Origin of the sequence: Paenarthrobacter sp. A20 (assembly GCF_024168825.1) — a bacterium.
Classification (GTDB): domain Bacteria; phylum Actinomycetota; class Actinomycetes; order Actinomycetales; family Micrococcaceae; genus Arthrobacter.
Window position 1 is genome coordinate 175,283 of the sequence record NZ_JALJWH010000001.1, and the last position, 12,221, is coordinate 187,503.

Genomic DNA, 12,221 nt, shown 5'->3' on the forward strand with positions numbered 1-12,221 from the left:
GGATTCTTCTCTCAGTTGTTCGAGTTTGAACGTTTCAGATCAAGCTCGATTGAGTTGAATGAACTGTCTTGTTTATGAGTATGTACTGATTATTAGATGTGATGCAACACATAAATCACGGTCGAACAGACCAACGAAATCCGAAGGGAGGATCCCCTCAATGTCGCTCAAGCCCCAGGCACTGCTGGTCATGAATAGCGGAACCTTTGCTGACCAGTTCGATTCCACGCGACTGGAGCGGCTGGCTGGACTGGTCGATCTTGGTGACGAACCCTGGACGGATTCCCTGGACGCCCCCAAGCTTGCGGGCCGCTTGGAAGAGGTGGAAATCCTCCTTACCAGCTGGGGAGTTCCGCAGCTCAATGCAGAGCGTCTGGAGCGCATGCCCAAGCTCCGGGCGGTCTTCCACTGTGCAGGTACAGTGCGCAGCTTCGTGAGCGAAGAACTCTGGGATCGCGGCATTACAGTGACCAACGGCGCCGACGCCAACGCCATCCCGGTCGCCGAATTCACGTTCGCGTCGATCGTCCTGGCAGGCAAAAAGGCCCACGTACTGGCCAACGATGCCCGCACCTTCCGCGCTGACTGGAGCTACATCGGAGATCGCGGCGAACTGGGCAACATCGGCCGCGTAGTGGGCGTCATCGGCTTCTCCCGGATTGGACGTCGGGTGGTTCAACTGGTCCAGCAACTCCAGGACGTGACGTGCCTGGTCAGCGATCCCTACGCCGATCCTCTTGAGGTGGCGGCTGCGGGCGGCACATTGGTCACGCTCGAAGAACTCCTGCCGGTCTCGGACGTGGTCACCATCCACGCCCCTGCGCTGCCGGAAACCCGCAACATGATCAGCACGGCAGAGCTCAGCGCCATGAAGGACCACGCAACGCTCATCAACACTGCGCGCGGCTCATTGATTGACACGGCCGCCCTCGAGAAAGAGTGCGCCACCGGACGAATCACAGCCCTGTTGGACGTCACGGAGCCCGAGCCGCTGCCGGCAGAGTCCACGCTGTACGACCTCCCCAATGTGATCCTCACACCGCATATCGCCGGCTCACTCGGAACTGAAACCCGGCGGATGTCCGATGCCGCACTGGACGACCTCGAACGATACCTCGCCGGCAAGGACCTCCAGGCCCAAGTAGTCCACGCGGACCTCGGCCTCAGCGCCTAGCCCCGTCAAACCCACAGCCGCAGCCGCGGCAGACTTAAGAACCCCCACTAAGGAGAACGCAATGAAGCGCACAACCCTCGCCGCAATCGCCCTTGCGGTGACTGCAGGGCTTGGACTCACTGGCTGTGCAGGCGCAGCCGGTCCGGCCGAACAACCGGCAGCCAACGGCAAGACCAAGCTGACCGTCTCGGTCTGGAACTACGAGGGCACCCCCGAGTTCAAGGCCCTCTTCGACGGCTACGAGGCCGCCAACCCCACCGTGGACATTGAACCCGTGGACATCCTGGCTGATGACTACCCGCAGAAGGTGACCACCATGCTTGCCGGTGGCGACACCACTGACGTCCTCACCATGAAGAACGTGATCGACTACTCCCGCTACGCCAATAACGGCCAGCTTCAGGAGATCAACAGCGTGGTGGACAAGGTGGGCAAGGACAACCTCGCCGGCCTGGACGCCTTCGACATGGACGGCAAATACTTCGCGGCTCCCTACCGCCAGGACTTCTGGCTCCTGTACTACAACAAGGACCTGTTCAAGGCTGCCGGTATCGAAGAGCCCAAGGACCTGACGTGGGAGAAGTACACGGAGATCGCCAAGAAACTCACCACCGAAGCTGAAGGCAAGAAGGTCTACGGCACCTACCACCACATCTGGCGTTCCGTGGTCCAGGCCATCGCAGCGGCCCAGAACGGTGCTGACCAGAACAGCGGCGACTACGGCTTCATGGAGGACCAGTACAACACCGCCTTGGACCTCCAGAAGTCCGGCACCACCCTGGACTTCGGCACCGCCAAGAGCCAGAAGACCAGCTACCGCACCATGTTCGAGACCGGCCAGGCTGCCATGATGCCCATGGGCACCTGGTACACGGCAGGCATCCTGCAGGCCAAGAAGGACGGCAAGACCAACGTCAACTGGGGCCTGGCTCCACTGCCGCAGAAGAACGACGACGGCAAGGTCACCACGTTCGGTTCGCCCACGGCCTTCGCCGTGAACAAGAACGCCACCCACTCCGATGAGGCCAAGAAGTTCATCGAGTGGGCTGCCGGTGAAGAGGGCGCCAAGGCCATCTCCAAGATCGGTGTCGTCCCTGCCCTGCAAAACGAGTCAGTCACCGCCGAGTACTTCAAGCTGGACGGCCTGCCTACCGACGAGCTCTCCAAGAAGGCTTTCGCCCCGGATCAGACCGCCCTGGAAATGCCCGTCAGCGACAAGTCTGCCGCTACGGACAAGATCCTCAACCAGGAGCACGACCTCATCATGGTCGGCGAGCGCTCCGTCACTGATGGCATCGCAGAGATGGGCAAGCGCGTCACCAGCGAAGTCCTGGGCAAGTAAGGCCAGGCAAGCATCTGGTTCCGGTGCTGCGTCCCTGGACGCCGCACCGGAACTGGACCCGAATTCTCCGGATCCTGAAATGGAGGAACGCCCCCGTCCCGGGGAGCGGTCATCATGACTACAGAAACAATCACCCAGGCGCCTGCCCCCGTGCACAGCCGCGGCAACAGGAAGCAAGCCAGGCGTAACACGCTGATCGGCTGGACGTTCATCCTTCCGAACTTCCTTGGCTTCCTGGCCTTCACCCTCATTCCAGTCGTGGCCGCTTTCGCGCTCTCCTTCATGGAATGGACCTCGTTCAGCGCTCCCAAGTGGGTTGGCCTGGCCAACTTCGAGCGGATGTTCGCGTCCGACTCCTTCTGGATCGCGCTGCGGAACACCTTGGTCTACGCCTTGGGCCACGTCCCGCTCACCATGGCACTCGCGCTCATCCTGGCGATGCTGCTGAACCGCAAGCTCAAGGGCATCGGTTTCTTCCGGGTAGCCATCTTCTTCCCCTACATCACCTCCTTGGTGGCTGTCGCCGTCGTCTGGAACATGCTGTTCAGCCCCGACAGCGGCCCCATCAACCAGTTCCTCGGCGCCATCGGTATCGCCAACCCGCCGGGCTGGACGTCCAGTTCCGACTGGGCCATGCCGGCTGTCATCATCACCAGCGTGTGGCGGGACATGGGCTACTACATGGTCCTGTACTTGGCCGGCCTGCAGGCGATCCCCACCGAGCTGTACGAAGCCGCCGAAGTTGACGGCGCCAGTGCTTGGCAGCGTTTCTGGAACGTCACCATCCCATCGCTGCGTCCCACCACGTTCTTTGTGGTGGTCATGCTGACGGTCTCCAGCTTCAAGGTGTTCGACCTGATCGTGGTCATGACCAACGGTGGCCCCGGACGTTCCACCACAGTGCTGTCCCAGCTGATCTACCAGGAGGGCATCGGCGAAGGTAAGTTCGGCTACTCCTCGGCCATTTCGCTGGTCCTGTTCATCATCGTGCTGACGGTTACCGTCCTGCAGTTCAAGATCCAACAGCGGAGGGAACGCTGATGACCAACATGGCCGAAGACCTCAAAGCCACTCACGTGACGGACGCAGCAGCGTTCCCGGACGGGGCACCTACTGCGGAAGACCGCCGTCGAACCGACCGCAAACGCTCCCCGCGCGAACAGAAGAAGCGGACCGCGAACATCGTGATCTACGGTGTGCTGGTGGTCCTGGTGGCGGCGCTCATGGTGCCGTTCATCTGGATGCTTTCCTCGTCGTTGAAGGAGAACAACCAAGTCCTTACCGTTCCCATCCAGTGGATTCCGCAGGAGTTCGTGTGGAGCAACTACACGGACATCTGGACCCGCATCCCCATGATGGGCTACCTGCAGAATTCGTTGTACCTTGCCGTAATCATCACCTGTCTGCAGGTCCTCACGGGCTCGCTGGCCGCCTACGGCTTCTCGAAGGTCCGCTTCCCGGGCCGCGATGTCCTGTTCCTGGCCTACATCGGCACCATTGCTGTTCCGTGGCAGGCCTACATGGTGCCGCAGTACATCATGATGCAGAACCTTGGCCTCACCAACAGCTTCAACGCGTTGATTCTCCTGCAGGCATTCGGTGCCTTCGGCGTGTTCCTGATGCGCCAGTACTACATGACCATCCCGGACGAACTCTGCGAAGCGGCCCGCATCGATGGCCTGAGCGAATACGGCATCTGGGCACGCGTCATCCTGCCACTGTCCAAGCCCGCCCTCGCCAGCCTGGCGTTGCTCACGTTCGTGAACACGTGGAACGACTACATGGGTCCGTTCATCTACCTCACGTCCAACCGCCTCTGGACCGTCCAACTGGGCCTGCGGTCCTTCGTGGGCCAGTTCGACGCTGAGTACGCCATGATCATGACCGGCTCCGTGATCTCCGTGATCCCGATCCTCATCATCTTCCTCATCGGCCAGCGTTACTTCATCCAAGGCATCGCGACGAGCGGAATGAAAGGATGAGTAGTGTGAGCGCTAAACCGCGGCGATGGGCCGGGCCAGGATTTGAAACCTTCGGGAGCATTTTCGGGTTCATTTACACCTTCCTGGCCGGCAACGCACTGCTCGCCGTGGCCAACGCGCCGCTGGTCCTCAGCCTCTCCCTGGTGGCCGACCCCGCCGCTGCGTGGCCGTTCTTCCTGGCCCTCTCGGTCACCATCGCACCGTCGCTCGCCGGCATCTTCGCCGCGTTCAAGGCATTGAACGACGACGGCGGCGCGGTCAAGCCGGTGGCCGCTTTCCTTCGGGGATACAAGCGCAGTTTCGCGAAAGCCGCACTGCTCGGCGTGGGTGCCGTGGCCCTGCTGATGTTCCTTGGCGTGGACCTTGCCGTCCTCCAGAACAATGTCCAGACCATTCCAGGCGCCGCCCTGCTGGTGCCGCTGATCGTCGTAGCGGCCGCCGTGACGGTGAGCCTTACCGTCACGGCGATTGCCGGCGTCGTACTTCTGCCTGAGGCGAAGCTGAAAAGCGTCCTCAAGGCTTCGCTTTATCTGGTGGCGCAGCGCTGGTACCTCAGCCTGGCCATGCTGGTCCTGCTGGGGATCATCGTGTCCGCCGCCGTGATGCAGCCGGTGCTGGGTATCGCGTTGGCGCCGGCACCGCTGCTGTTCGTGACCTGGAGCAATGCCTCGTACGCTTTCCACGCCGTGCTGCGTTCCGCGTAGACCCTGTTAGGACCTTTCTTGAGCAACTTCGCAATCGGCGATCAGGACTTCCTCCTGGACGATCAGCCGTTCCGCATCCTCTCCGGAGCCATCCACTACTTCCGGGTTCACCCCGACCTGTGGGCCGACCGGATCCATAAGGCCCGGCTGATGGGGTTGAACACCATCGAGACGTATGTGCCGTGGAATGAGCACTCGCCCGAGCCGGGTGTCTTTTTGGCCGACGGCGGGCTGGATCTTGGGCGCTTCCTGGACCTGGTGGCCGCTTCCGGGATGCACGCCATTGTCCGGCCCGGCCCCTACATTTGCGCCGAGTGGGACAACGGAGGGTTGCCCGCGTGGCTGTTCACCGACCCCACTGTGGGCGTCCGCAGCAGCGAACCCGGCTACTTGGCGGCTGTCTCTTCCTACATGGAGTCCGTGCTGGCTTTGGTGGTGCCCCGGCAGATCACGCGGGGCGGTCCGGTGATCATGTTCCAGATTGAGAACGAGTACGGCGCCTACGGGAACGACAAGGAGTACCTGCAGCATCTGGTGGACCTGTCCAAGCGCTCGGGTGTTGATGTTCCGCTGTTCACCTGCGACCAGCCGTTCGGGACCATGATCGAGGACGGTTCATTGCCCGAACTGCATAAGACCGGGACGTTTGGTTCACGTTCCCTTGAGCGGCTTGGGTTTTTGCGGGAGCGGCAGCCCACGGGACCGCTGATGTGCGCCGAGTTCTGGAACGGCTGGTTCGACAACTGGGGAACGCACCACCACACCACCGACGCCGCTGCTTCCGCCGCCGAACTGGATGCCCTGCTCACTGCCGGGGCTTCAGTGAACATCTACATGTTCCACGGCGGGACGAACTTCGGCTTCACCAACGGCGCTAACGACAAGGGCATTTACGAGCCCACCATCACGTCCTATGACTATGACGCTCCCCTCTCTGAGGACGGGTACCCGACGGCCAAGTACTTCGCGTTCCGGGACGTGATCGCCAAGCACTTCCCGGTTCCTTCTGAGGTGCCTGCCGTGAGGGTTCCGGTTCCCGCTTCTTCGCTCACTGTGTCCGAATCCGTATCCTTGCTGGATGTTCCGGTTGCCACGCAGCTGGTTCCTGGCTCCGTTCCACCTGTGGAAATCACTGGCCAGTACCGGGGCTTCTACCTCTATGAGAAGTCCTTGGAAACCGGTGGCGTCCTGTCCTTTGCTGAAATCCGGGACCGCGCGCAGTTCTTCCTGGATGGAGTGCCCGTCGGTGTCCTGAGCCGGGAATTGGGTGAGCTCTCTGTTGCCATCCCCGCTGGTGGCCGCTTGCAGGTTCTCCTGGAGGATCAAGGCCGGGTGAACTACGGGCAGAGGATCGGCGAGGCCAAGGGGTTGATGGGGCCCGCGCTGCTGAACGGCGTGGAGGTACTGGACTGGGTGGTCGGCGCTGTTGACTTGGCTTCGCTTGATGCGTTCCGATCAGCAGCGGCTGACCTGCCGCCCGGTGTCGTCTCCGCCGGCGTAGCTGGTCCGTCGGTTTCGTTCGCGACCTTCGACGCCGATGGCCCCGGGGATAGATTCATTCGTTTGGACGGCTGGACCAAGGGAAATGCCTTCATCAACGGCTTCAACCTGGGCCGTTACTGGAGCCGCGGACCACAGCGCACGCTGTACGTTCCCGGTCCCCTGATCCGCAAAGGCGCCAACGAGCTCGCCATCCTGGAACTGCATGGAAGCGCGACGCGCGAGGTAAGTTTCGCCGTCGAGCCTGACCTGGGCCCCGACGAAAAGTAGCCCTCTCTCACCTAATGCGCCCTTGGCGCGGACCGTCTCTCACCTCCAGCGCCCATCCCCCAAACCCTCTATCACTTGCTTGAAAGAAGGGAGAGAGGGCCCGGCATAAACGGCCCAACGGTGAGAGAGGGTCGATCGGGGGACGCGAAAAGGGACCGGTTCTTCAACCGGTCCCTTCTGCGAGTTCAGCGACTGCGTGTTCAGCGCGCGGGCGTCATTAGCCGCGGCAGAGCTCGCCGTACTTGGTGCCTGCTTCCTGATAGGCAGCGCCGAGCTCGCCCAGCTTTGCTTCATCCGGGGTTTCCTTGGCCTGCTCATCCAGGAACTCCAGGATGGCCGTGACAACCGGCTTCATGTCGGTGGAAGCCACGGGCTCGATAGGCCGGATTGCGTTGGCCACGCGGATGGTGGCGGTCTTGCTCGCGTTCTGGGGAATGCCGGCTGCGGCGACGCCAACGCGGTCACAGGTTTCCGCGGTGGTCAGCTGCTGCTGGGCGGAACAAGCGGATGCCGAGGCGATGAGCCCGGCGGCGATCAGGACAGTGGTGAGTTTCTTCATGATTCCCTCAGTGGTCGACGTCCCTTTGATTGTAATCAGAGCCGGGGCCCAGCAACGCATTAGGTCCGGCTTGCCCGCCATCGAATCCGCCGTCGAATCCCTTTACAGCGCCGGCGTCCGGGGCGGAGCCGTGCGCCGCGAACCCGTTGCTTCGAAGGCGGCAGCCAGCGTCAGCAGTGCCGTGTCGTCGTAGGCGCGGCCTGCGAAAGTGAGGCCCACGGGCATGCCGATATCCGCCATCGTTCCCATCGGCACGGTGACCGTGGGGATGCCCAAGTGCCTCGGGGCGAGGTTGCCGTTGGCCACCCACACACCGTTGCGCCAACCGAGGTCCGCGGAGGCCGGGTTGACGTCCATGTCGGCAGGTCCGACGTCGGCCGCTGCCGGGAACAGGACCGCGTCCAGTCCGAGCCCGTCCATCCAGTCCTCCAGGTCAACGCGCCGGGTCTCCTCCAGGCCGCGCACTCCGCCTTCCAGCTCGGGGATCTCGGTGAATCGGGAGACACCGTACTCACGGACCTGCCGGGGATAGCCGGAAATATGGTCGTCGAATCCGGTGTAACGGTCCGCCAGCGCGCCCTTCGGGTGCGGGAAGATCCTAGCGCCGTCCACGTCGGCCAGCCGGTTAAGGGAGGGATCACCGTTGGCCTGCAGAAAGTCGTCCCATGCCCAGGCCGACAGGTCCTCGATCTCACGCTTGAGGTACTCGGAGCTGACCAGGCCGCGGGTGGCGATGGTGGGCGCGCCGGGTCGGTCGCCTTCATAGTTGGAGACCACAGGGAAGTCCACCAGCACAACTTCAGCCCCGGCAGCTTCAAGGTCGCCCTTCGCGGCCTCCCACAGGGCTATCACCGAAGCCCGCGTCTCAATGCGTTGCCCGGTGGGCCCGCCGATCCCCGGCTGCTCGCTGGTCCCGGCGTCCGGGTCTGCGTTGATATACATGCGCGGCACACCGAAGCGCTTGCCCCGCAAAGCCAGCCCTCCGCCGTCGACCGTTTCCGGAGACAGCGCAACATACGACTCCGGCCGGACCTCGGACGACTTCGGGAGCTGAACCCAAGGCTGCGCCCGCCAGAAGTCGCCGCGCGTCTCTGCGTCGTCGGCCACGATCACGTCCAGCAGTTCCAGCATGTCGGCCATCGTGCGCGTGTGCGGCACCACGACGTCCATGGTGGGAACCAGCGGCCAGTTTCCGCGCACCGAGATGACGCCGCGCGAGGGCGTGTAAGCGCACAAAGCATTGTTCGACGCCGGTGCGCGGCCACTTGACCATGTCTCCTCACCAAGGCCGAAGGCTCCGAAGCTGGCCGCTGTCGCGGTGCCGGAACCGTTGGAGGAGCCGGAGCCGAAAGCCGCCGTCAGGAACTCTGCGTTATAGGGGCTCTCGGCGCGCCCGTACACACCACGCTGCATGCCGCCGTTGGCCATGGGCGGCATGTTGGTCAGGCCAATCAGCACCGCCCCGGCATCGCGGAGCCGCTCGATGGTGAACGCATCACGCTGCGCCACCAGATGCTCAAAAGCGGGCGAACCTGCCGCGGCAGTGAGTCCCTTGGCCAGGTAACTGTCCTTGGCCGTGTACGGGATGCCGTCCAAGGGACCCCTCACAGCGCCCTGGGCCCGGCGTTCGTCCGAGGCCCGAGCATCCGCCATCGCATCGGGGTTCATGACCACCATTGAGTTGAGCTTGATGCCGTTGCGGTCGAAGGCCTCGATGCGGTCAAGGTACGCCTGGGTCAGTTCCTCGCTGGTCACCTCGCCCGACTCAAGTGCCCCGCGCAGTTGCGCGATGGATGCCTCAACGACGTCGAAGCGGGCCATTACGCGGCACCTCCGGTGAACGGCGCTCCGCTGAGACGCGGCTGCTGCTGGGTGATGCAGTGGATACCGCCACCGCGGGCCAGGATGGGCCGGGCGTCCACAGTGACCACGCGGCGGCCAGGGTAAGCCTCAGCCAAAATTTCTGCCGCAAGGGAATCAGCACGTTCTTCTCCATAGCCGCAGGCGATCACGCCGCCATTAACCACCAAGTGGTTGACGTAGCTCCAGTCCACAAAGCCGTCGTCGTCGCGCAGCGTTTCCGGAGCCGGCAGCGGCACAATCTCGAACGGCTTGTCCGCCGCATCTGTCTGGGTTTCCAGGAATGCCTGGAGCGTGCGGCTGACCTCGTAGTCCGGGTGCTCGGGGTTGGTCTGGGAGTGCAGCAGGATACGGCCGGGAGTGGGGAGGGTGGCCACCATGTCGATGTGACCGCGCGTGCCCAGGTCCTCATAGTCGCGGGTCAGTCCCCGGGGTACCCAAATGACCTTGGTGGCTCCGATGGTGCGGGCCAGTTCGGCTTCGACCGCCGCTTTGTCGGCATAGGGATTCCGGCCCGGATCCAGCTGGACCGTTTCGGTGATCAGCACAGTTCCTTCGCCGTCCACGTGGATGGCGCCGCCCTCGTTGACCAGCAGCGAGCTGACCAGTTCGGCGCCCGACTGCTCCGCGACGAAGCGGGCCATTCCGGCGCTCTTCTGCCATTCAGACCACGCCGGGGCACCCCACCCGTTGAAGATCCAGTCCACAGCGCCGAGCACGCCGGGACGTTCGTCGTCCAGCACAAAGGTGGGTCCGACGTCGCGCATCCAGAACTCATCCAACGGCGCCTCAACCTGTTCGATTCCGTTGCCCAGCATGCGGGCAGCGCGCTCGCGCTCGCTCGGGTCCACCACCATGGTGACAGGTTCGAATTCGGCCACGGCATGGGCGACGGCGGTCCAGGCCTCGTAGGCCTCTTCGGCCGAGGCGGCGTCGTCGCCAAGGGTCAGGCCGGTGCGGGGAAACGCCATCCAGGTGCGTTCATGCGGTGCGGTTTCGGCCGGCATTCTCCAAGCCATGGGTGACTCCTTCGTCCTTAGTGCAATTCTCTTGTTGATCACACGATCAACAATGCTGAAAAGGTAATCTAGACTGGTCCTTGATGTCAAGCACTCCACAGAAGCGCGCGGTCCGGAAGTCACCGGCAGAACGCGCCGCAGAAATCACTGAAGCCGCCCGCGGGATCGCACTCGAGACGGGTCTCACAGCCCTGACGCTGCGCAATGTAGCCGCCCGGGTGGGGGTCGCTTCAGGCTTGGTGGCGCACTATCAGCCCAACATGGAAGCGCTCGTCTCCAGCACGTTCGCCACCATCGTGGCCGCGGAAACACAGGAAATCGCAGGCTTGTTGAGTCAGCTCCCCGGCCCGTCCGAGCGGCTCAGCTTGCTGGTGGACACGCTCCTGGACAACAGCAGGCTGGACGTCACGGCCATTTGGGTTGAAGCGTGGACGCTGGGACGCCGCAACGAAGCCCTGGCCGCGTCCGTCCGCGAACAAATGGACGCCTGGCAAAAGGTCTTCCGGGGAGTCGTGGAAGACGGGAACGCGACCGGAGCATTCAACGTTTCCGATGCCGCCGCCGTAGCCTGGCAGATCCTCGGCATGGTGGATGGCCTGAACGCGCAGGCCCTGGTCCGCTGGGACGGCGTCAACGACCGCGGCAGCCACCTCGCCCGCGCGGTGGAGGGAATGGTGGGGGCGGCTCCAGGATCCCTCGTCGCCAATCCCGCCCAGTAAGCGGTGCCGGGCTTCGCTCAGCGCGCCAGGTGCACGCTGGCCCCTTCGAACCAACGATGAACAGGCGGGGCGTCAGGATCCTGGATGATGGCGTCCAAAAGTTCCGTGGCAGCCTTCCCGTAAGCACGCGGCGCCAGGTCAATTGAGCTGATCAGCGGATTGCCGGTTTCCAACGCGGCCGCACCGGCAAAGGAGACCACATCCAAGTCCTTGCCCAGTGACAGGCCCCGGCTTTCCAGGACAATCTGACTTTGCGCAGCCTGTCCTTGCGCACCGCACACCAGCGCATCGGCACGGCCAATGTCCACGGCTTGGGTGATGGCGGCTATCAGATCCCGCGGATTGGCATTGGCCCCGACCTCATGAACGAGCGGCTCCATGCCATTCCGAATGCACCAGTCGGTGTAAGTCCGGCGGGTATCGACAGCCCAGGATGATCCAATGGCGTCGTCAATGGCGAGCAGCGCCGGACGTCGCCGGCCCCGGGCCAGCAGGTGGTCCAGCACCTGGGTCTGCAGTTCTGCGTGATGGGCTTCCAAGGTTCCTTGCACCCGCTCCTCGCCAGGACCGCCGTAGCGGCCGACACTCACCGTCGGGATGCCACTGGCAAGGAGAGCAGCCACAAGCGGCTCCCCCGGGGCGGGGTCGATGGCTATCACCCCATCCACCTGAAAAGCCATGCGCGGCGTGAGTTCGCGGGCAAAAAGGGTGACGTCGTAGTCAGCGGCAGCAGCGCCTTCCGTGACGCCAAAGGCGAAGTCCATGTAGAAGGCGAGGCTTCGGGCCACCGGAGGAATGTGGAGGCCGATAGTACCGATCCGGTTGACGCGCAGGCTGCGGGCGGCTCGATTGGTGACGTAGCCAAGGCGGTCAGCGGTTTCCTGGATCAGCTCGCGCTTCTCATCGGAGATACGGCCGGAGCCGCCCAATGCGCTGGACACTGTGGTCTTGGACAGGCCGAGCTCGCGCGCGATGTCCATGATGGTTGCCCGGGTTCTCGCCATGACCTCATCCTAGGCGGCGCCCGGGCGACGCCGCTTCCCGGATCTTGGGGAAGCCCTTGACATCAACCCTGTGACGTCCCACACTTTT

At 63.4% G+C, this 12,221-nt stretch carries 11 protein-coding genes; 7 read left to right on the top strand and 4 right to left on the bottom strand.

Annotation, left to right across the window (positions count from 1 at the left end; translation table 11 throughout):
- The first annotated feature begins 160 nt into the window (after nt 1-160).
- The 6 genes from J3D46_RS00840 (at nt 161) to J3D46_RS00865 (ending at nt 6,972) form a co-directional block, all read left to right on the top strand.
- Nucleotides 161-1,174, top strand: a complete 1,014-nt coding sequence (locus J3D46_RS00840; protein WP_253464623.1) for a hydroxyacid dehydrogenase — start codon at nt 161-163, stop codon at nt 1,172-1,174.
- A 61-nt stretch (nt 1,175-1,235) separates the two neighbouring features.
- The gene (locus J3D46_RS00845; protein WP_231338369.1) at nt 1,236-2,516 is read left to right on the top strand and encodes an ABC transporter substrate-binding protein; all 1,281 of its coding nucleotides are present in this window, start codon (nt 1,236-1,238) and stop codon (nt 2,514-2,516) included.
- A gap of 114 nt (nt 2,517-2,630) precedes the next feature.
- A complete protein-coding gene (locus tag J3D46_RS00850) occupies nt 2,631-3,557 on the top strand; it encodes a carbohydrate ABC transporter permease (RefSeq protein WP_089596338.1) in 927 nt (308 codons plus the stop codon).
- The gene (locus J3D46_RS00855) at nt 3,557-4,498 is read left to right on the top strand and encodes a carbohydrate ABC transporter permease (protein WP_231338370.1); all 942 of its coding nucleotides are present in this window, start codon (nt 3,557-3,559) and stop codon (nt 4,496-4,498) included. The genes J3D46_RS00850 and J3D46_RS00855 overlap by 1 nt, the downstream gene beginning before the upstream one ends.
- A gap of 5 nt (nt 4,499-4,503) precedes the next feature.
- The gene (locus J3D46_RS00860; protein WP_231338371.1) at nt 4,504-5,202 is read left to right on the top strand and encodes a DUF624 domain-containing protein; all 699 of its coding nucleotides are present in this window, start codon (nt 4,504-4,506) and stop codon (nt 5,200-5,202) included.
- A gap of 18 nt (nt 5,203-5,220) precedes the next feature.
- Nucleotides 5,221-6,972, top strand: coding sequence for a beta-galactosidase family protein (locus J3D46_RS00865; protein ID WP_231338372.1), 1,752 nt, complete (start codon nt 5,221-5,223; stop codon nt 6,970-6,972).
- A 217-nt stretch (nt 6,973-7,189) separates the two neighbouring features.
- On the opposite strand, the gene J3D46_RS00870 is transcribed toward J3D46_RS00865, so the two are convergent.
- The 3 genes from J3D46_RS00870 to J3D46_RS00880 form a co-directional block, all read right to left on the bottom strand.
- Nucleotides 7,190-7,531: a hypothetical protein gene (locus J3D46_RS00870; protein ID WP_231338373.1), complete on the bottom strand. Its 342-nt coding sequence runs from the start codon at nt 7,529-7,531 to the stop codon at nt 7,190-7,192.
- A 102-nt stretch (nt 7,532-7,633) separates the two neighbouring features.
- Nucleotides 7,634-9,352, bottom strand: coding sequence for an amidase (locus tag J3D46_RS00875; protein WP_231338374.1), 1,719 nt, complete (start codon nt 9,350-9,352; stop codon nt 7,634-7,636).
- Nucleotides 9,352-10,410 (bottom strand): agmatine/peptidylarginine deiminase, encoded by a 1,059-nt coding sequence (locus tag J3D46_RS00880; protein WP_231338375.1) that lies wholly within the window; start codon nt 10,408-10,410, stop codon nt 9,352-9,354. Before J3D46_RS00880 ends, J3D46_RS00875 begins: the two co-directional genes overlap by 1 nt.
- 83 nt (nt 10,411-10,493) lie before the next feature.
- Between J3D46_RS00880 and J3D46_RS00885 the strand changes: the two genes are divergently transcribed.
- Entirely contained in the window at nt 10,494-11,129 is a 636-nt protein-coding gene (locus J3D46_RS00885; protein WP_253464627.1) for a TetR/AcrR family transcriptional regulator, read from the top strand.
- A gap of 17 nt (nt 11,130-11,146) precedes the next feature.
- Here J3D46_RS00885 and J3D46_RS00890 read toward each other — a convergent pair whose 3' ends face one another.
- Nucleotides 11,147-12,133, bottom strand: coding sequence for a LacI family DNA-binding transcriptional regulator (locus J3D46_RS00890; RefSeq protein WP_231338377.1), 987 nt, complete (start codon nt 12,131-12,133; stop codon nt 11,147-11,149).
- Nucleotides 12,134-12,221: the final 88 nt, after the last annotated feature.

What these genes read in the sequence shown, in the direction of transcription:
- J3D46_RS00840 (WP_253464623.1), top strand. Translation starts at nt 161, where the DNA reads ATGTCGCTCAAGCCCCAGGCACTGCTGGTCATGAATAGCGGAACCTTT.
- J3D46_RS00845 (WP_231338369.1), top strand. Translation starts at nt 1,236, where the DNA reads ATGAAGCGCACAACCCTCGCCGCAATCGCCCTTGCGGTGACTGCAGGG.
- J3D46_RS00850 (WP_089596338.1), top strand. Translation starts at nt 2,631, where the DNA reads ATGACTACAGAAACAATCACCCAGGCGCCTGCCCCCGTGCACAGCCGC.
- J3D46_RS00855 (WP_231338370.1), top strand. Translation starts at nt 3,557, where the DNA reads ATGACCAACATGGCCGAAGACCTCAAAGCCACTCACGTGACGGACGCA.
- J3D46_RS00870 (WP_231338373.1), bottom strand. Translation starts at nt 7,531, where the DNA reads ATGAAGAAACTCACCACTGTCCTGATCGCCGCCGGGCTCATCGCCTCG.
- J3D46_RS00875 (WP_231338374.1), bottom strand. Translation starts at nt 9,352, where the DNA reads ATGGCCCGCTTCGACGTCGTTGAGGCATCCATCGCGCAACTGCGCGGG.
- J3D46_RS00880 (WP_231338375.1), bottom strand. Translation starts at nt 10,410, where the DNA reads ATGGCTTGGAGAATGCCGGCCGAAACCGCACCGCATGAACGCACCTGG.
- J3D46_RS00885 (WP_253464627.1), top strand. Translation starts at nt 10,494, where the DNA reads ATGTCAAGCACTCCACAGAAGCGCGCGGTCCGGAAGTCACCGGCAGAA.
- J3D46_RS00890 (WP_231338377.1), bottom strand. Translation starts at nt 12,133, where the DNA reads ATGGCGAGAACCCGGGCAACCATCATGGACATCGCGCGCGAGCTCGGC.